The sequence below is a fragment of the Roseomonas sp. WA12 genome (genome assembly GCF_054165765.1).
Window position 1 is genome coordinate 4,702,715 of sequence record NZ_CM135108.1, and the last position, 19,752, is coordinate 4,722,466.

The 19,752-nt window shown below is 69.4% G+C and carries 14 protein-coding genes; 7 read left to right on the forward strand and 7 right to left on the reverse strand.

Annotated elements, in window-relative coordinates; genetic code table 11:
* Positions 1–9: 9 nt before the first annotated feature.
* Complete coding sequence (locus ACVBD7_RS22110) at positions 10–828, reverse strand: cellulose synthase operon protein YhjQ/BcsQ (RefSeq protein WP_458095395.1); 819 nt, start codon at positions 826–828, stop codon at positions 10–12.
* Between the two features lie 1,026 nt (positions 829–1,854).
* Here ACVBD7_RS22110 and ACVBD7_RS22115 point away from each other — a divergent pair.
* Positions 1,855–2,100: a hypothetical protein gene (locus ACVBD7_RS22115; protein ID WP_458095396.1), complete on the forward strand. Its 246-nt coding sequence runs from the start codon at positions 1,855–1,857 to the stop codon at positions 2,098–2,100.
* A 41-nt stretch (positions 2,101–2,141) separates the two neighbouring features.
* Here ACVBD7_RS22115 and ACVBD7_RS22120 read toward each other — a convergent pair whose 3' ends face one another.
* From ACVBD7_RS22120 to ACVBD7_RS22135, 4 genes are all read right to left on the reverse strand, one after another.
* On the reverse strand, positions 2,142–4,628 hold the full coding sequence (locus tag ACVBD7_RS22120) for a glycogen/starch/alpha-glucan phosphorylase (RefSeq protein ID WP_458095397.1): 2,487 nt from the start codon (positions 4,626–4,628) through the stop codon (positions 2,142–2,144).
* An 88-nt stretch (positions 4,629–4,716) separates the two neighbouring features.
* A complete protein-coding gene (gene glgA, locus ACVBD7_RS22125; protein ID WP_458097752.1) occupies positions 4,717–6,159 on the reverse strand; it encodes a glycogen synthase GlgA in 1,443 nt (480 codons plus the stop codon).
* 313 nt (positions 6,160–6,472) lie between these two features.
* Positions 6,473–7,741 carry a glucose-1-phosphate adenylyltransferase gene (gene glgC / locus ACVBD7_RS22130; RefSeq protein ID WP_458095398.1) on the reverse strand — a complete coding sequence of 423 codons (1,269 nt, stop codon included), beginning with the start codon at positions 7,739–7,741 and terminating at the stop codon, positions 6,473–6,475.
* Between the two features lie 166 nt (positions 7,742–7,907).
* Entirely contained in the window at positions 7,908–9,569 is a 1,662-nt protein-coding gene (locus tag ACVBD7_RS22135; protein WP_458095399.1) for an ABC transporter substrate-binding protein, read from the reverse strand.
* Between the two features lie 190 nt (positions 9,570–9,759).
* Here ACVBD7_RS22135 and ACVBD7_RS22140 point away from each other — a divergent pair, with 190 nt between their 5' ends.
* From ACVBD7_RS22140 to ACVBD7_RS22165, 6 genes are all read left to right on the forward strand, one after another.
* Positions 9,760–11,373, forward strand: coding sequence for an ABC transporter substrate-binding protein (locus tag ACVBD7_RS22140; protein WP_458095400.1), 1,614 nt, complete (start codon positions 9,760–9,762; stop codon positions 11,371–11,373).
* A complete protein-coding gene (locus ACVBD7_RS22145) occupies positions 11,370–12,428 on the forward strand; it encodes an ABC transporter ATP-binding protein (protein WP_458095401.1) in 1,059 nt (352 codons plus the stop codon). The genes ACVBD7_RS22140 and ACVBD7_RS22145 overlap by 4 nt, the downstream gene beginning before the upstream one ends.
* Positions 12,425–13,411 (forward strand): ABC transporter ATP-binding protein, encoded by a 987-nt coding sequence (locus ACVBD7_RS22150; RefSeq protein WP_458095402.1) that lies wholly within the window; start codon positions 12,425–12,427, stop codon positions 13,409–13,411. The genes ACVBD7_RS22145 and ACVBD7_RS22150 overlap by 4 nt, the downstream gene beginning before the upstream one ends.
* Positions 13,412–13,423: 12 nt before the next feature.
* A complete protein-coding gene (locus ACVBD7_RS22155; RefSeq protein WP_458095403.1) occupies positions 13,424–14,377 on the forward strand; it encodes an ABC transporter permease in 954 nt (317 codons plus the stop codon).
* Positions 14,374–15,276 carry an ABC transporter permease gene (locus ACVBD7_RS22160; RefSeq protein ID WP_458095404.1) on the forward strand — a complete coding sequence of 301 codons (903 nt, stop codon included), beginning with the start codon at positions 14,374–14,376 and terminating at the stop codon, positions 15,274–15,276. The genes ACVBD7_RS22155 and ACVBD7_RS22160 overlap by 4 nt, the downstream gene beginning before the upstream one ends.
* Positions 15,277–15,356: 80 nt before the next feature.
* Complete coding sequence (locus tag ACVBD7_RS22165; protein WP_458095405.1) at positions 15,357–16,970, forward strand: ABC transporter substrate-binding protein; 1,614 nt, start codon at positions 15,357–15,359, stop codon at positions 16,968–16,970.
* A gap of 147 nt (positions 16,971–17,117) precedes the next feature.
* Here ACVBD7_RS22165 and ACVBD7_RS22170 read toward each other — a convergent pair whose 3' ends face one another.
* Positions 17,118–18,716, reverse strand: a complete 1,599-nt coding sequence (locus tag ACVBD7_RS22170) for an amidohydrolase (RefSeq protein WP_458095406.1) — start codon at positions 18,714–18,716, stop codon at positions 17,118–17,120.
* Positions 18,717–18,804: 88 nt separating this feature from the next.
* Positions 18,805–19,731 carry a DUF4189 domain-containing protein gene (locus ACVBD7_RS22175; protein ID WP_458095407.1) on the reverse strand — a complete coding sequence of 309 codons (927 nt, stop codon included), beginning with the start codon at positions 19,729–19,731 and terminating at the stop codon, positions 18,805–18,807.
* Positions 19,732–19,752: the final 21 nt, after the last annotated feature.

A 19,752-nucleotide genomic window follows, 5' to 3' on the forward strand; every position in this document is an offset into this window, starting at 1 on the left:
GCATGGCAGTCAGCGTCGGAGCCCCCGGAAGGTCGGTATCGAACGGCCCGGCGCCGCGGCGGGCCGCGGCTGGGCGAGACGGGCGAGGACGGCATCGGCCAGCAGGGCGAGATCCTCGGCTGCGCGGTTGCCGGCGAGCTCGGTCGGCAGGCGCCGGTCGGCCAGGGCCTCCGCCACTCCGGTGTCGCGCGCGACCACGCCGAGCAGCCGCCCGGCCATGACCGATTCCGCGCAGTCCAGCACCGCGAGCGGGAGCGCCGCCTGGAGATCCATCTGGTTCAGCGCCAGCACCATGCGCTCCGCAGCCCGAGAGGCGAGGGTGCCGCGCCCCAGGAATCGGCCATCCGCGATCTGCGGCAGGAGCGAGGCACTGCCGCCATCGGCCAGGAGCACAGCGACGGGTAGGTCGATCAGCGGCAACACGGCCGAGAGGGCCGGGGAGGCGCCGGGCGGGCTGTCCAGCACCACGATCCGGTGCGGGTCCTCCAGCATCTCCCTGATTGGACTGGCCAGGAGATCCGGCTCATCCATCAGCAGGCGTGCCAGCTCCAGGGCACGGCGCGGCTCCACCTCCCCGTGCGGTAGAAGGGAAACGCCGTGCGAGGTGTGGTGCAGCGCCTCCTGCCAGGTCGCGCCCGATCCCAGCCCCGAGATGAAGCCCCCCTCCTCCCGCACGGGCAGGCCGAGATGCAGGCGAAGCGCGTTCTGCGGATCGAGGTCGAGCCCGATCACCTCATGGCCGCGGGCGGCCAGCAGGGCGGCGACACTGGCGGCGAGCGTGGTCTTTCCAACACCGCCCTTGGGCGAGACAAAAGCAACCAGCGGCATCAGTTGGCTCCCCCGTTCCGGATGTGGAGGCGTGGACGAGGACGAGGCCGTCCGGGCCCCGGCGGGTCCTGCGTGGGACCGGGGGTGCTCCGGCCCGGCCCAGGCCCCGTGCGCGGGCCGGTGGCTTGGGCCGAAACCTCGTCGAGCAGGGCGAAGCGCCGTGCCGGTGCTCCGGCGGGCGGCAGGACCGCAGCGGGCGCCTGGGCGATGGGCGAGGGCTCATCCTCCGCCTGGGGAAGTGGAGGGCGCGGCGCGGCGTGGGGGCGGGTGGGAGCGGTGACCGGGGACGGCGCGGGCGGCTCCTGCAGCGGGGCCTGGGCTGGCACCGGCACGACGCGCTGCGTTGCCGGGCTCGGTTCCGCCCGATCGCTAGGCTCTTGGATGAACTCGGCGCGAGCCGTCACCGGCCGCTTCGGCCGGCGCAGCCGAACCGCGGCCGGAAGGGTGGTCCGACCCGCGGCGACTGCTTCCTTTGCCGGGGAGGGATCCGGCGCGACGGGCGGGTCCTCTGCCGGCAGCGGTGGGACGACTTCTTCTTCGAAGGTATTATCGGCCTCAACTGTCCCGATTGCCTTCGGCACGGCCGTTGCCGGGCCGGGCGAGGCGATCTGAATCGGCGGATACCGGCGGTAGGCGAAACTCCGCAGACCACAGGCACGCATGAGGCGATCTATCGACTCTTCCACGCGCCCTGCGTCCCTTCCCGTGCTGGCGCCCAGGATACGACACACTCGTTAAAAGGGAAGTTGAGAGATGGTGCTCAACCGATAGGAGTAGAGGGCGAGAGACGGTCCTGGAGCTGCAGGGTGCACCATTCGGCCCAGCGGAGGGTTCAGAAAGGCCTCCACAGGCAAAACATACCTGCTGACGTGTTCAAGAAACCACTGCGCGGTAACACGCGAGAACTGTCCTTGCGACTTGTTGCGTGCAATCCCCATGCTTCAGTCTATGTGCAACATTCCAGTGTACCGGTCTGTATGTTATGCGCTTCCGGGGGGCGTGGCCGGCGTGGAACAGGACGAAAGCATGGGAAACGAGGAGCTGCGGAGGGACATGGCCGCGGCCATCCGCATCGTCCTCGAGGAGGGTCTTCGGAAGGCCGATGACCCCATTACCTATCTGCGCTCGGCGGCCGAGGAGATCCGGCAGCTCGTCATCCTGTTCGAGCAGAGCAACCCGCCCGGGCGGCTGGACGGTGCCGCCATTCGCGCGATCCTGGTGGACGAGGTCGAAGCCGCGACTCAGGAGATGATCCGCCGCCTGCATCACTGAAGGCAGGTGGCTAGCGCCGGGCGTACCCGGCGCCACCGCCCCTATCGCGGGGTCACGCCCCAGATATCGGCAGCGTATTCGCGGATGGTGCGGTCGGAGGAGAACCAGCCGACATGGGCGGTGTTCAGCACCGCCGCGCGCCACCACGAATCGGGCTGGGCCCAGCGCGTCGCCACGTCGCGCTGCCGCGCGTGATAGGCGTCGAAATCGGCGGTGACGAGATAGCGGTCGTCCCGCAGCAGCCCCTCCACCAGTCCCCGGTAGCGTTCGGGTTCGCCGGGGGAGAAGACGCCCGAGGCAATGGCATCCAGCGCACCGCGCAGTTCCGGGGAGGCGGAGGCCGCCGCGCGGGCGTCGTAGCCGGCGCGCTTGCTCTCCGCGACCTCGGCCGCCGTCAGGCCGAAGATGAAGATGTTGTCGCGGCCCACGCGCTCGTCGATTTCGATATTGGCGCCGTCCAGCGTGCCGATGGTCAGCGCCCCGTTGAGGGCGAGCTTCATGTTGCCGGTGCCGGACGCCTCCAGTCCCGCGGTCGAGATCTGCTCGGACAGGTCGGCGGCCGGGATGATCGCCTCGGCCAGGCTGACATTGTAGTTCGGCAGGAAGGCCACCTTTAGCATTCCCTGGAGCGTGGGGTCCTCGTTGATGGTGGCTGCCACGTCGTTCGCCAGGCGGATGATCAGCTTTGCCTGGTGATAGCTCGGCGCCGCCTTGCCCGCGAAGATCTTCACCCGTGGCACCCAGCGGGAGGTCGGGCGGGCGCGCATCGCGTTATACAGCGCGACGGTTTGCACGATGTTCAGCAACTGGCGCTTGTATTCGTGGATACGCTTGATCTGCACGTCGAACAGCGCCGACGGATCGACCTGCAATCCGATACGCGAGGCGATCAGCCCGGTCAGGTGCTCCTTGGCCACGCGGCGCTGCGCGGCGAAATCCTGGCGGAACCCCGCATCCTCGGCGAGCGGCGCGAGGTCCTCCAGCCGGTCCGGGTCGTCCAGCACGGCGGGGCCGATGGCATCGACGAGCAACCGGGTCAGCCCGGGATTGGCGCGGTGAAGCCAGCGGCGGAAGGTGATGCCGTTCGTCTTGTTGGTGATCCGGTCGCCGCAGACCGCGTTGAGGTCGGCGAAGACCGTGTCCCGCATAAGCTGCGAGTGCAGCGCGGAGACGCCGTTGACGCGGTGCGAGCCGACGAAGGCGAGATTTCCCATCCGCACCCGGCGCCCGTGCCCCTCGTCGATCAGGGAAACCGAGGAGAGAAGAGCGTCATCCGCTCCACCGGCACGCGCGCGATCCAGGTGGCCGGCGTTGATGAGGTAGATGATCTGCATGTGGCGCGGCAGAAGCCGCTCCATCATCGGTACCGGCCAGGTTTCCAGCGCCTCGGGCAGCAGCGTGTGGTTGGTGTAGGAGAAGACGGCCTGGGTCATGCTCCAGGCCTCGCCCCAGGCCACGCCGTGCACGTCCACCAGCAGGCGCATCAGCTCGGCCACGCCGATTGCCGGATGGGTGTCGTTCAGCTGCACGGCCACGTGCTCGGCCAAATTGGCGAGGCTGGGATGGAGCGACAGGTGCCGGCGGATGATGTCCTGCAGGGAGGCGGAGGCGAAGAAATACTCCTGCCGCAGGCGCAGCTCCTGCCCAGCCTCGGACTCGTCGCCGGGATAGAGGACGCGGGAGATGGCCTCGGCCCGCATCCGCGCGGCCTGGGCACCCACATGGTCGCCGCGATTGAACTCGCTTAGATGCAGCGGGTCCGTCGCGCGGGCGGACCAGAGGCGTAGCGTGTTGATGCGCTTGCCGCGCCAGCCCACCACGGGCGTGTCATAGGCCAGCGCGTTCACGATCTCGCCGGCATGCCAGACCATCCGGGTCGAGCCATCGACCGAAACCTCGCCACGGACATGCCCGCCGAAGCGGATCTCGTGGATCAGGCCCGAGCGCTCGAATTCCCAGGGATTGCCCAGGGCCAGCCAGTCCTCGGGCACCTCGTGCTGGACGCCGCCGGCGATGATCTGGCGGAACAGCCCGTTCTCGTAGCGGATGCCGTAGCCATAGGCGGGCACGCCGATGCTCGCCATGCTCTCCATAAAGCAAGCGGCCAGGCGGCCGAGGCCGCCATTGCCCAGCGCCGCATCGGCCTCCTGCCCCGCCACCTCGTCGAGATCGACGCCGAGGCCCTGCAGGGCTTGCCGCGCCGTCTCGGTCAGGCCGAGATTGCCGAGCGCGTCCGACAGCAGCCGGCCGATCAGGAACTCCATCGAGAGATAGCAGACGCCCTTGCCGCGCTCCGCCCGCGTCTGGTCGTTGGAGCGGCGCCACTCATCCATGACGCGGTCTCGCGCGGCCAGGGCGGTCGCGATGAACCAGTCCCGCTGGCTCGCGCGCTCGGGCCGCCCGCCGACCTGATAGGCGAGCTTGGAGAGGATGTTTTCGCGAAAAGCCACGACCGCTGCCTGGTCCGGCGTATCGAGCCCGGAGGGCGCATCAGTTCCCGAGAAGGCAGGGAAGGGGCTGTCGTTCATCGGCCGTCCTGAGCAAGAAATTTCATCCTGGCAGGACCATACCATAGCGTAAAACGGGCGTATCACAGGTTAAATTTGCATCGCTTCTTCAACCCTGCGTTGTGATCTCCCGGTAGAGTGCGGCGTAGCGGGCCGCCGAGCGGGCCCAGCCCACGGGCGAGCGCATGGCATTGGCCTGGGTGGCCTTCCAGCCGGCACGGTCGCGCCACAGCACGGAAAGGCGGGCGAGGGCGCTCTCCAGCGCCGGGGCGGTAGGCGGGGCGAATTGCAGGCCGGTAGCGGCCCCTGCGGCCAGGGCCGCCTCGTTCGCGTCGATCACCGTGTCGGCCAGGCCGCCCACGCGCGCCACCAGCGGCAGGGCGCCGTAGCGAAGGGCGCAGAGCTGGGTCAGGCCGCAGGGCTCGAAACGCGAGGGCACGAGAAGGGCGTCGCAGCCGCCCTGGATGAGATGCGCCAGGGCTTCGTCATAGCCGATTCGAACGGCGATCCGCCCGGGATGCGCCTCGGCGGCGGCGCGCAGGCCGGTTTCCAGCCCTGGCTCCCCAGCCCCGAGCACCGCGAGCTGCATGCCGTGGCCGAGCAGGGCGGGCAGCGCCTCCAGCAGCAGGTCCATCCCCTTCTGCCCGGTCAGCCGGCTGATCACGCCAAGGAGAAGGGCGCCCGGATCGGCTGCTAGCCCCATGCGGGCGCGCAGGGCGGCGCGGTTGGGCTCGCGGGCCCCGGGGTGGGCCGCATCGAAGGAGGCGGCCAGACTCGGATCCCCGGCCGGGTCCCAGACGCTCTCGTCGATTCCGTTCAGGATGCCGTGCAGCACGCCGGCGCGGCTGCGGAGCAGCCCGTCTAGCCCCATGCCCTCGGCAGGCGTCGTGATCTCGCGCGCATAGGTGGGGGAGACGGTGGTGATGCGGTCCGAAAGTCGCAGCCCGGCCTTCAGCGTGCCGATGCCGCCGAAGAACTCCACCCCATCGATGTTGAAGGCCTCAGGCGGCAGGCGGAGCGCGCCGAGCAGGGTGGCGGGCGTCCAGCCCTGGAAAGCCAGGTTGTGAACCGTGAACACGGTGCCGGGCCGCGGTCCCCCGGCGTAATGCAGATAGGCCGCGGCCAGCCCAGCCTGCCAGTCATGCGCGTGGACCACTGCCGGCCGCCAGCCAGGCAGGGCGCCCCGGCCGATCTCGGCCGCCGCCCAGGAGAGGGCGGCGAAGCGCTGCGGGTTGTCCGGCCAGTCCCGGCCTTGTGTGTCGTTATAGGGACTGCCGGGGCGCGCATAGAGATGCGGCGCATCCAGCAGAAGCAGATCCAGTCCCGCCGCGCGAGTGGCCAGCACCCGGGCGGGGCCGCCGAACAGGTCGTCGAAGGCGTGGACGAGCTCGCCCCCGCCAGTCCGTTCCATCACCACGGGATAGCCGGGGAGAAGAGTGCGCATCTCCACCCCCTCCGCCGCCATCGCGGCGGGCAAGGCGCCGACCACATCGGCCAGCCCGCCGGTTTTCACCAGCGGGAAGCACTCCGAGGCGACGGACAGGACGGGCAGGGTCATGCGGGCCGCTCCGGCGTCGCTAGCGACAAGCGGGGACGGTAAGCAGCCACGTCCGGCCGCGTCGGGTGGCGGGAAGGATCCAGGGGCGCGTGCCGGTATCGTAGGCCGGCGGCTCCTCCGCCCGCGCCTCGCAGCGCGGGCGGTGCAAGACGGCTTTGGCGGATACGGGATGGCCGTGCTCGATGCCGTCCCCGGCCCTTGCACCCGTCCTCGCCCTGACGCTCGGGAGCACCGGCGTGCCATTCCCGCCGAGGCGGGACGGAGTATGCCGTGCCGCTCCTCACCATCCGGTCGATGGCCGGCCCGGTCATGCGTCCAGGGCGTCGATCATGGGCTGGGTGATGAGGCAGACCCCGCCGGAGGAGCGCCGGAAGCGGCGCGCGTCCTCCTCCGGATCCTCGCCCACCACCAGCCCTTCGGGCAGCACCACGCCGCTGTCCACCACCACCTTCGTCAGCCGGCAATGGCGCCCGATCACCACGCCGGGCAGCAGCACTGCGCCTTCGACCTTGCTGTAGGAGCGCACGCGCGTGTTGGAGAAGAGCAGCGAGCGGCGGATATGAGAGCCGGAGACGATGCAGCCGCCTGAGACGAGGGAGTCCACCGCCATGCCGCGCCGGCCGTCATCGTCCAGCACGAATTTCGCAGGCGGGATTACCTCGCTATAGGTCCAGATCGGCCAGTCGCGGTCATAGAGGTCCAGCGCCGGCACCACGTCCGTCAGGTCGATATTGCCCTGCCAGAAGGCGTCCAGCGTGCCCACGTCGCGCCAATAGGCCTCGGCCTGGTCGCTGGAGCGGACGCAGGATTCCTCGAAGCGATGCGCCACTGCCGTGCCGCGCGCGACCATGGCCGGGATGATGTCCTTGCCGAAGTCGCGGCTGGAACCGGGAGTCGCGGCGTCGCGGCGCAGTTCCTCGGCCAGCAGCCGCGTCTCGAACACGTAGATCCCCATGGAGGCCAGCGCCACATCCGGGCGGCCGGGGAGCGCGGGCGGGTTGGCCGGCTTCTCGAGGAAGGAAACGATCCGGTCCTCATCGTCCACATGCATCACGCCGAAGCCGCTGGCCTCCATCCGCGGAACCTCGATGCAGGCCACGGTGACCTCGGCGCCGGATTCGCAGTGGCGCTGCAGCATCACCTCGTAGTCCATCTTGTACACATGATCCCCGGCCAGGATGACCATGTAGCGGGGGCCGTAGCTCTCGATGATGTCGAGGTTCTGGAACACGGCGTCCGCGGTGCCCGCGTACCACTCCGTCTCGGAGACGCGCTGGCTTGCGGGCAGGATGTCGAAGCTCTCGTTCCGCTCGGGGCGCAGGAAGTTCCAGCCGCGCTGCATGTGGCGGATGAGGCTGTGCGCCTTGTACTGCGTCGCCACCCCGATGCGGCGGATGCCGGAGTTGATGGCATTGGACAGCGCGAAGTCGATGATGCGGGACTTGGCGCCGAAGAAGACCGCGGGCTTGGCCCGCCGGTCGGTCAGCTCCATCAACCGGGAACCGCGGCCACCGGCCAGGACATAGGCCATGGCGGAGCGGGCCAGGGGCCCGGAATGAACCGGCCTCTTCGACATGCCTTTGTGCTTCTCCCGTGCGATGCCCGGACTATGGCATCTTTTGGGCGGTCGGGAACGGGGGTTGCGAACAACAATCAGTTGGTGAGGCGCCCGGGGCGCGAACGGCACGGGGGATCGCCCCGTGCCGCCATGCGTTGCCTGGCGGACCGGCCGGGCCGGACGATCAGTTCATTCCCATCGTGGCGATGTCGATGAACCAGCTCCGCGGCTGCACAACCCCGGTGACACGGGGGGAGATGGCGCGCGGCCCGACGTCATGCGCAACCCAGAGGAAGGGCGCCTCCTCCACGATGCGCTTGTGCAGCTGCGCCAGCGCCGCGTCGCGCCCGGCCCCGTCGAAGGTGGTGCGGGCGGCGGTGATGAGCTGATCGAATTCGGGGTTGGAGAAATAGCCCCAGTTGTTCGAGACCGGCGGCTGCGCGCCCGTGGCCACGAAGCGCACCATGGCGAAGAACGGGTCCATGGCGGCGAAGCTGATATTGGTGGCGTTTGCCCCACGGGCCCCGGGGCTGCGCGCCCCCTCGCGCCAGTTGTTGAAGATGGCGTTCCACTCGCCGACCTCGAGCTGCACGTCGAAGAAGCACTCGCGCAGGGCCTGCTGCAGGAACTCGTTCATCGTCAGCGGCTGCATCTGGCCGGAGCCGGAGGCGGAGGTGAGCACCTTCACCGAGAGCCGGAGCTGCGGACCGAAGCCGGCCTCCCGCATCAGGCGCTGCGCCTCGCGCAGGTCGTAGCGGATGTCGAAGGAGGGGTTGCCCCACCAGGGATGGCCCGGGGCGACGGTGCCCTTCGGGATCTCCATCTGGCCGGAGAGCAGGGTCTTCAGCTCGGCGCGGTCCACGCAGAGATTGGCGGCGTGGCGGACGCGCCGGTCGAGCCAGGGTGAGCCCTCGGCGAAGGAGAACTGCCAGGGCCAGACATGCGGCTGGGCGTTCTGGTACATCCGGAACCCGCGCGAGGTGATCTGCTGCACGGAGTCCGGCGCCGGTGCCTCGATCCAGTCCACCTGGTTGCCCAGCAGGGCGGCGGTGCGGGTGTTGGCCTCGGGGATGGGCAGCAGCACCACGCGGTCGATCTTCGGGCGGCGCGCCGGGTCCCAGTACTCGCGGTTGGCGACCATCTCGAAGCGCTCGCGCGGGACGAGGCGGGTGCCGCGGAAGGGGCCGGTGCCGGAGGGCTCGGCCGCAAAGGCCGCCCAGGCCTGGTTCGAGCGCTGCCGGGGGTCGGTCACGCCCGCCGGTACCGCGGCCAGCTTCGTCGCCCAATGGGCGGGGGAGACGATGAAGAGGTTGGTGAGGTTGATCGGCAGGAAGCTGTCCGGCTCGCTCGTCACCAGCTCCACCTCGTACTCGGAGATGGCGCGGGCGGAGCGCAGCGTCGGCATGCGGCTGGCGGTCAGGCCGACCTGGGCGGCATCGTAATGCGGCGCGGCCTGGTCCAGCACCTTCTGGACGTTCCACACCACGGCGGCGGCGTTGAAGGCGCTGCCATCATGGAACCTGACGCCCTGGCGAAGGGTGAAGCGCCAGCGGGTCTTGTCCGCCTCGTCCACGCGCCATTCCGTCGCAAGGCCGGGGATGATGACGGAGGGCCGGTCGGCGGAGGACAGGTCCCAGTTCACCAGCGCGTCGTACATCGGGATGCCGGTGAAGCGGTTGCCCTCGAAGCCCTGGTCCGGCTGGCCGGAGGTGCGGGGGATATCGGCGGCGGTCATGCCGATGCGCAGCACCTTCTCCTGCGCGCTCGCGGGGCCGGCGCCCAGGGCTGCGAGGCCGGCGAACAGGGCGCCGGCCATCAGCCAGGCCCGCCGCGTGGTCTTCCTCATCCGAAATTCTCTCCGTGCAGGGTGATCGAGGTTACGATCTGGCCATGTCGAGGCAAGTTCGATGCCAGAACGGGGCCGGATCGGGGCATGACAACCCGCCCGGATGGCACAAGGCTTGCTGCAAAGGACGTGTAGCGGCCGGCGGATGCGCGCGGCCGGACGATCACGGTGCAAAGGGGCGGAGTGCGAGATGACCACGAGCCGACGTTCCCTGCTCGGCGCCGGCCTGGCGGCCGCCACGCTGCCCTGGGACCTGGCGATGGCCCAGGCGCCCGGCGGAACGCTGCGGATCGGCATGACCGCCGCGGCGGTCCCGCTGCCCAACGGTCAGCCCGATCAGGGCGGCGAGGGGCAGCGCTTCTGCGGCTACACCGTGTTCGACAGCCTCGTTTTCTGGGACCTCACCAGCGCCGACAAGCCCTCGCGCCTCGTGCCCAACCTGGCCACCGCGTGGACGGTGGACCCGGCCGACACCACGCGCTGGATCCTCACCCTGCGCGAGGATGTCAGGTTCCACGACGGCAGCGCCTTCGATGCCCGGGCGGCGCAGTGGAATTTCGAGAAGCTTCTGGACCCCGCCGCCCCGCATTTCGACCCGCGCCAGGCGGCACAGGGCCGGTCCCGCATCCCGAGCGTGGCGAAGGCCACGGCGTTGGATGCCCGCACGCTGGAGATCCGCACCACCGAGGCGGACGCCCTGCTGCCCTACGGCCTTGCCTGGATCTGCATGTCCTCTCCTGCTCAATGGGAAAAGGTCGGGCGCTCCTGGGACGCCTTCCTCAACGCGCCCTCGGGCACAGGGCCGTTCCGGATGACCGAGTTCGTGCAGCGCGAGCGCGGCGTGATGGTGGCGAACCGGGAGTACTGGAATCCCGCCCGCCGGGCGAAGCTGGACCGGCTGGTGCTGATCCCGCTCCCGGAGTCCAACACCCGCGCCGCCGCGCTGCGCGCCGGGCAGGTGGACTGGATCGAGGCCCCCGCCCCGGATGTGGCCGCGAGCCTGAAGGCCGCGCGCTTCAACATCGTGACCAACGAGTACCCGCATAACTGGGTCTGGCATCTCGATTTCACCTCCCCCGGCTCGATCTGGCGCGACCTGCGGGTGCGCAAGGCGGCCAATCTCGCGGTCGACCGGGACGGCATCGCCGGGATGATGGACGGGCAGATGCTGCCCGGGCTGGGGCTGCTGACCTCGTCCTCACCCTGGTTCGGCAATCCCGCATTCAAGATCCGCCATGACCCGGCGGAGGCGCGGAAGCTGCTGGCCGAGGCGGGCTTCGGCCCGCGCAACCCGGCCAGGACCAGGGTGCTGATCCCCGGCTCCGGCTCCGGGATGATGCAGCCCATGCCGATGAACGAGGCGATCCAGGAGAACCTGCGCGAGGTCGGCATCCAGGTCGAGCTCGAGGTGATGGAGTGGAACGCCATCATCAACGCCTGGCGCGCCGGGTCGCGGGACCCGCTCTCGCGCGGAGCGCACGCGCTGAACTACTCCTACTTCAGCCAGGACCCCTTCACGGCCCTCATCCGCCACGTGGATTCCAATCTGGTGGCCCCCCGCGGCACCAACTGGGGCTACCTGAAGGATGCGGAGCTGGACGCGGTCTGCAAGGGCCTGCGCGAGACCTTCGACCCGGCCGCGCAGGACGCGCTGATGGCGCGGGGCCACCAGCGCATCGTCGACGAGGCGATGTTCCTCTTCGTGGCGCATGACCTGAACGCGCGGGCCATGTCGCCGAAGGTGCGCGGCTTCGTGCAGGCGCGGAACTGGTTTCAGGACTTCGGTACGGTGACGATGGCATGACCGAGACGCTTCTCGCCCCGCGGCCCGATCTCGGCGGCCCCGCCCAGCCGCTGCTGACGGTGCGCGGACTGACCAAGCACTTTCCACTCAAGACCGGCTTCCTCGGCCGTGGCGCCGGAGTGGTGCAGGCCGTGGACGGGCTGGATTTCGACGTGCTGAAGGGCGAGACGCTCGGCATCGTCGGCGAATCCGGTTGCGGCAAATCCACCACCTCGCGCCTGATCATGGCGCTGATGGGCGCCACCGCCGGCGAGGTGGTGTTCGACGGCGAGGTGGTGGGCGGCCGGGAGCTGCCACTGAAGGAGTATCGCCGCCAGGTGCAGATGGTCTTCCAGGACAGCTACGCCTCCCTGAACCCGCGCCTGACCATCGAGGAATCCATCGGCTTCGCCCCCCAGGTGCACGGGCTGGCCAAGGGCGATGCGCGCGCCCGCGCCCGGGACCTTCTGGCGGCCGTGGGGCTGAACCCCGACCAGTTCGCGCGCCGGTACCCGCATGAGCTCTCCGGCGGCCAGCGCCAGCGCATCAACATCGCCCGCGCGCTCGCCCTGCGCCCACGGCTGGTGATCCTGGACGAGCCCGTCTCGGCGCTCGACAAATCCGTGGAAGCCCAGGTGCTGAACCTGCTGCAGGACCTGAAGGGCCAGTTCGGCCTGACCTACATCTTCATCAGCCACGACCTGAACGTGGTGCAGTACATGTCGGACCGCCTGCTGGTCATGTATCTCGGCAAGGTGGCCGAGGTAGGGCCGGTGGAGGCCATCTACGCCGCCGCCGCCCATCCCTACACCGCGGCCCTGCTGGCCAGCCGGCCCTCCATGGACCCGGACCTGCGCCGCACCGAGCCGCCGCTGTCGGGTGACCCGCCCAACCCTATCAACCCGCCCTCCGGCTGCCGCTTCCACACGCGCTGCACCTATGCGGAGCCGGTCTGCTCGGAGGTGGTGCCGCCGTTGCACCTGGCGCCCACGGGCCAGCAGGCCGCCTGCCTGATGGTGGTGCCGGGCAGCGGGCATAGCCGTGCCCCGCAGCTGACCCATGGGGTGGCCGCATGACCGAATCCCTCGTCCATGTGCGGGACCTGAACGTCCGCTTCGTCACGCGCGACGCCACGGTTCATGCCGTCAACGGCGTGTCTTTCGACCTCGCCGAGCGTGAAGCCCTCTGCATCCTCGGCGAGAGCGGGTCGGGCAAGTCGGTCACGCTGCGCGCGCTGATGGGGCTGAACCCGCCGCGCCGCACGAAGTTGACCGGCACGGTGCGGGTTGGCGGACACGACATCCTCGCCGCCTCTGAGCGCCGGATGGCTGATATCCGCGGCAGCACCGTTTCCATGATTTTCCAGGAGCCAATGACGGCGCTGGACCCGGTCTTCACCATCGGCCGCCAGATCGCCGAGACGGTGATGCGCCACGAGGGGCTGAGCCGGACCGCCGCCGATGCGCGCGCGCTGGAACTGCTGGAACTGGTGCAGATCCCCTCCGCCAAGCGCCGCTTGGCCGCTTATCCGCATGAGCTGTCAGGCGGGTTGCGGCAGCGCGCGATGATCGCCATCGCGCTCTCCTGCCGCCCGAAGCTGCTGCTGGCCGACGAGCCCACCACGGCGCTCGACGCCACTGTGCAGATCCAGATCCTGCTGCTGCTGCGCCGCCTGCAGCAGGAGATGGGCATGGGCGTGATCTTCGTGACCCACGATCTCGGTGTCGCTGGCGAGATCGCGGACCGCGTGGCCGTGATGTACGCCGGCAAATTCATCGAGGAAGGCCCGGTGCGCGACCTGATGCGCCGCCCGCTGCACCCCTATGCCCAAGGCCTGCTCGGCGCGACCGTCCATGCCGGGATGCGGGGCGAGCGCCTGACCACCATCCCTGGCGCGCCGCCCAACCTCGAGCGCGTGCCCCAGGGCTGCGCCTTCGCCCCCCGCTGCGCCTTCGTGGGGGAAGAGTGCCTGCCCCGCGTGCCCGAATTCCGCAGCCCCGTCCCCGGCCATGCCGCGCGCTGCGTGCGCGTGCATGACGCCGTGACACAAGTCGCCTGAGGAGGGCGCCCGATGCTCCTCTACCTCCTCCGGCGGGTGCTCTACGCCGTTCCCATCGCCCTCGCCGTCGGCCTCGTCTGCTTCATGCTGGTGCAGATCGCTCCGGGCGATCCCATCAACGCCATCGTTCCCGCCGATGCACCGCAGGAGGTGGTGGAGCAGGTCCGCCGCGACTACGGGCTGGACAAGCCGCTGCCCGTGCAGTTCGGGCTGTGGCTCTCCCGCGTGGTACAGGGCGATCTCGGCCGGTCCCTGGCCACGGGGCGGCCGGTGACGGCGGACTTGGTCTCGGCGGTCAGCAACACGCTGAGGCTTGCACTCGTGGCCGCCGGGATCGGCTTCCTCATGGGCTCCCTCCTCGGCACCATCGCCGCCGTGTTCCGCGGCACGTGGGTGGACAAGCTGGCCGTGGGCCTCGCGGCCGCCGGCGTCTCCATCCCGCATTACTGGCTGGGCATGGTGATGGTGGTGCTGTTCAGCGTGACGCTGAACTGGCTGCCGGCCATGGGCGCGGGGCCGGGCGGCTCGGGCTCCTGGGCCTGGGATTGGGCACACATCCAGTTCCTCGTGCTGCCCGCCGTTACCCTCTCGGTCATTCCCATGGGCATCGTCACACGTACGGTCCGCGGCATCGTCATGGAGCTGCTAAACCAGGATTTCGTCACCACTCTTCGCGGCAAGGGCCTGCGCCGCTGGGGCATCGCGCTGCATGTGGTGAAGAACGCGGCACCCTCCGTGCTGGCCGTGATGGGGCTGCAGCTCGGCTACCTGATGGGCGGCTCCATCCTGGTGGAGACGGTCTTCTCCTGGCCGGGCACTGGCTTCCTGCTGAACAGCGCCATCTTCCAGCGCGACCTGCCGGTGCTGCAGGGCACGATCCTGGTACTGGCCATCTTCTTCGTGGTGCTCAACCTCGCGGTCGACCTGATTCAGACCGCGCTCGATCCCCGGATTCGCCGCGCATGAGCACGACCGCCGCCACAGCCCCCTTCACCGTTCCGCAGGCGCCGCCCGCTCGGACGCGCGGCTATTGGCAAGGCGTCGCCCGCCGCCTTTCGCGCGATCCCGTCACGCTGTTCTTCGGGGCTATCCTGCTGCTGATGGCGCTGGCCATCCTGCTCGCGCCCTGGATCGCGCCTCATGATCCCTACCAGACCAGCATGATCCGCCGGCTGCGGCCGATCTGGTTCCAGGATGGCCGCTATCCCCTCGGCACAGACGAGCTGGGCCGCGATATGATGACACGGCTTCTCTATGGCGGCCGCCTCTCCTGGTTCCTGGGTATCACGCCCGTGCTGATCGCCTTCGCCATCGGCGGCACGCTGGGCGTGATCGCGGGTTTCGCGGGTGGCTGGGTCAACATGCTGATCATGCGCACCACGGACGTGTTCTACGCCTTCCCCTCCGTGCTGCTGGCCGTCGCCATTTCCGGCGCGCTCGGCCCGGGCATCTCCAACGCGATGCTGTCGCTGACCCTTGTCTTCATCCCGCAGATCATCCGCGTGGCGGAGAGCACGACCACCTCCGTCCGCAATCTCGACTATGTGGAATCCGCGCGCGCCAGCGGGGCCGGGGCGATGACCATCGTGCGGGTGCATGTGCTGCCGAACGTGCTCGGCCCGATCTTCGTCTATGCCACCAGCCTCATCAGCGTCTCGATGATCCTGGCCTCGGGCCTGTCCTTCCTCGGCCTCGGCACCAAGCCGCCGGAACCGGAATGGGGGCTGATGCTGAACACGCTGCGTACCGCGATCTACACCCAACCGCTGATCGCTATGCTGCCGGGGGTGTGCATCTTCGTGACGAGCATGTGCTTCAACATGGTCAGCGACGGGTTGCGCACGGCGATGGACGTGCGGGGGTAGGGAGGGCGGAGGGCGAGGCGCAGCCCGGTTCGTTGCGGCACAGGCATTGCTTCAGCGGCCTGACCAACCGGGAGCCTCCAATGACCCTGTCGCGCCGCGCCCTGCTGGGCGCCACCGGTCTCGCCACCCTTCCGTCCGGCCTGATCATCCCCGAAGCCCAGGCGCAGGCTGGCGAGCGGGTGCTGCGCTATGGCATCTCCATGGCCGACATCCCGCTCACCGCTGGCCAGCCGGATCGCGGTGCGGGCGCCTACCAGTTCACCGGCTACACCATCTACGACCCGCTGGTGGCCTGGGAGATGAATGTGGCGGACCGGCCAGGCAAACTCGTCCCCGGCCTCGCCACCTCCTGGGAAGCCGATCCCACCGACCGCAAGCGCTGGGTTCTCAAGCTGCGCCAGGGCGTGACCTTCCATGACGGCTCGGCCTTCGACGCCGATGCGGTCATCTGGAACTTCGAGAAGGTGATGAACCCGCAGGCGCCGCAGTTCGACCAGCGCCAGGCTGCCCAGGTGCGCCCGCGCCTTCCCTCGCTCGCCGGCTGGAAGAAGCTTGATGCGACGACGGTCGAGCTGACCACCAAGGCCGTGGACAGCCTCTTCCCCTATCAGCTGCTGTGGTTCCTGGTCTCCTCGCCCGCGCAGTACGAGAAGCTTGGCCGGTCCTGGGACCGCTTCGCCTCCGAGCCCTCCGGCACCGGCCCCTTCCGCCTCGCGCGGCTGGTCCCGCGGGAGCGGGCGGAGCTGGTGAAGAACACGGCCTACTGGAACCCGGCGCGGATGCCGAAGGTGGATCGCGTGGTGCTGGTCTGCGCGCCCGACGCCGTCACCCGCAGCAATGCGCTGCTCTCCGGCCAGGTGGACCTGATCGAGACGCCGGCGCTGGACATGGTGCCGCAGCTGAAATCCGCCGGGAACCGGGTGGTGGAGAACGTCACCCCCCATGTGTGGAACTACCACCTCTCGATGCTCGAGGGCTCACCCTGGCGCGACCTGCGGCTGCGCCAGGCTGCCAACCTCGCCATCAACCGCGACGAGATCGTCCAGCTTCTCGGCGGGCTGGCGAAGCCCGCGACGGGCGTGGTGGACCCGGCCTCCCCCTGGTTCGGCAACCCCTCCTTCAAGGTGCGCTACGATCCGGACGAGGCACGCCGCCTCGTTCAGGCCGCCGGCTTCTCCCCGCGCAACCCGATGAAAACCAAGTTCCTCATCGCGACCGGCGGCTCAGGCCAGATGCTGTCCATGCCGATGAACGAGTACATCCAGCAGGCCTGGAAGGAGGTCGGCATCGAGATCGACTTCCAGCCCGTGGAGCTGGAGGTGCTCTACACCGCATGGCGCAACGGCGCGGCGCATGAATCCATGCGCGGCATCACCGCCAACAACGTCGCCTATGTCACCTCGGACCCGCTCTACGCCCTCGTGCGCTTCTTCCACTCCAACCAGATCGCGCCGGTGGGGGTGAACTGGTCCCACGCGAAGGACGCTGAGACGGATCGGCTGATCGACCAGGCTGTGCAATCCTTCGACACGGCCGAGCAGGACCGGCTGATGGCGCGCGTGCATGAGCGCGTGGTGGACCAGGCGCTTCTGGTCTTCGTGGTGCACGACACCAACCCGCATGTGCTCGGGCGCAATGTGCGGAACTACGTGCAGGCGCAGCACTGGTTCCAGGATTTGACGACGCTGGCCTGAGGCTGGGAAGGCAGGGGGGAGGTATCCCGCCGGACCCCCCTCTATTTCTGTGGGTAGCGCTGGTGCACCAGCGTCATCGGCGCGACGATAAACTTGCAAAAGAAGATGAGGGGTCCGGGGAGAATTCTTTCTCCCCGGCCTTTCTCTTCAGATCGGTTCGCCAGCGCCCGTGCCCTGATGCGGCGTCGGGAAGGTCCACTCCTCGCCACGCGGCGTGGTCACGTATTCCGGCCAGCGCAGATCGACCGCCGGCTTGAAATCGGTCGGCAGCAGCGGGCCGACCCAGTCCGTGCCGCCGACGCCGCCGCCGGTACGCTCGCGGAACTCGGCCTGGCAGCTATCCAACGCGCCGGGCTTGGTCGCCAGGTCCACCATGGTCAGTGCCATCGTTTTCGCCGCCACGAACATCCCAGGATCCACCGTCGCCGGATGGCCGCCAAGCGCGAGATAGGCCCAGTTGGGGTAAGCATAGCCGAGGGAGGGCGGCCGCAGCCGGGGACGCGCGGCGAGCAGGCGCACGGTCGGGCAATGCCAGGAATACTCCACATAGTCGTCGGCGCTGAGATGCGTCTGCCAGCCTGCCAGCGTGCGCCGCAATCCGGCATCGTTCTCGGCGGGGGTGGTCAGCGTCGTCACGCTGGGGATGAAGGGGTTCGCCATCGGTTCCAGGCCGAGATTCTTCTGGATCTCCCGCCCGAAACCCAGCGCGTCCTCGCTGTAGGTCGGCGCACCGACGGCCTGCAGGTTCTGCCAGGTCAGCTCGGTCAGCGCCGAGTTGGGCAGGCCCACACGCGTCTTCGTCACCCAGCGCACGAAGGCGCGGGTGCCGGTCGCCATCGCCGCAGACTTCGCGTTGTTCGCCAGCACGCGCCAGATCTGCTCCTGGATCGCGAGTGAGGAGGAGCGCCAGGAGTACTGGATTTGGCTGAAGCGCGGGGCGAGGTTGTCGGAGGTCGCGCCGGCATCGCCCAGCACATACTCGTTCAGTGTCCAGGACCCGCTATGCGGGAACATCGCTTCCTTGGTGTACTTCGTCGTCGTGTACATCAGGCACATCGCGTCCAGCGCACCGGGCGACCGGGCTACGGCATGTGCGGCCTGGGTGGGCATGAGGGAGGGGTCCACCCAGCCCTCAGGGTGCTCCGCCTCGAAGGTGATCACCGCGCTCCAATAAGCGCCGAAATGGATGTCACCGGTCACGGTGTTGCTGGGCCAGGGATGCCAGACCACCGCGGCATCCAGCCCGTCGAAATAGCCTTTGGCGGCGTGGATCGGCTTGGAGCCGCACACCTTCTCCGCCGGTTCGCCGAACAGCTTCAGCGTGGCGTTCACCCCGTGCTGCTCGAAGGCCGCCTTGGTGGCCAGCATCGCGGTCAGAGAGGCCGTGCCGAGCACTGAATGCGGGTCCGTGTGCCCGGCGGCATAGGGGTGCAGCCCGGCGCGCGGCGCCGGATAGGGCACAACCTGCTGCGAGTTGCCAGGGACTGCGTCGTACTCCGAGAAGCCGGCGATCACCGGCCCGCCATTCCCCCAACGCGCGGCAAAGGCGGTGGGCATCTCACCCGAGCTCTCCTCCACCGTGAACCCCTCGGACCGCAGGATCTCGGCATATGCCTGCAGAGAGCGGTACTCGCGCCAGGCGGGCTCCGCGTAGCCCCAGATGCGCTCGTTGAAGGCGGAGAGGCGTGTCTCGTTCCGCGCAATCCAGTCCAGTGCGGTCTGGCGAATGGTGGTCGGATCGGTCATCGCGGCAATCGGCTCCCCAGCGCGCCCGGTCGGCGCAGGCTGGAAGCCTAGGGCGGATGGACGGGGGCGTGAAACCCGCCTCGGCCGCTCAATGGGCGCAGCGCGCCTCGGTGATCTGGCAGGTCATGTCGCGCCCGCGCTCAACACAGGCAGCAAGAGCCTGGCGCTCCGCATCCGCCTGCGTCGGCCCGGTGCCGGTCGTGCCCACCATCACCGTGTAGGTGCTGGGATGTGCAGTCATCACCACCGAGCCGTTTGAGCGCAGGCCGTGCGCGATCGCAGCGCAGCGCAGGGTGAAGTCGCCGGCTAGGCGGCAGGTGTTTCCCATCCCGCCCTTGCAGGCGCTCTCGGCGATGCGATGCGCAACGCCGCGATCCGACGCCCCCACAACCAGCCCGTAACGGCGCGACGGGGCGGCCGCGAGATAGATGGCACCGAAGGAGCTGCGCCCCGCGTCGGGGGCGCGCGACGAGCCCGTGGTCGTTCCCGGCGCGCCGGGTGCCGCCGCCTGGGCCGCCATGAGCGAACCGAAGAAGGAAGGTGCCGTGGCCGCAGCATTCGCCACCGGCGCCGGGGATGACTCGGCCGGGGCTGCTTGTTCCCGTGCGGCGGCGCCGCGCCGTCCGGGCTCGCCGGAAGCTCGCACGGCTGCAGCCTGGCGTTGCGCCATCCGCTGCGCCTGCCGGCCCAGTTCACGCGGCACTGCCGCCACCTGCGCCGTCTGGCGGCGGCCGTTGGGCCCTTGGGTCCAGGGCGTCTGGGGCATCGGCATGGCCGTGGTGCCCGTGACGTTCGCGCTGCCCAGCGCAGCCGCCCGGGCCGTGCAGCGGGCGAGGCAGGTCTGGACCACAGCGGTATTGTCGGACCGCTCGGGGAAGGTCGCGGCACACTCGATCCGGCACTGCTGGCTGTCCGGGGCCGCCGCGGCGCCCTGTGCCAGGACAAGCACGCCCGCAAGCCCGAAGGCCGCGGCGCGCCAGTATCCCGCCACCCGTCCCCAAACCGTCGCGTGCATCCTGCACCCTCTCGGCTCGGT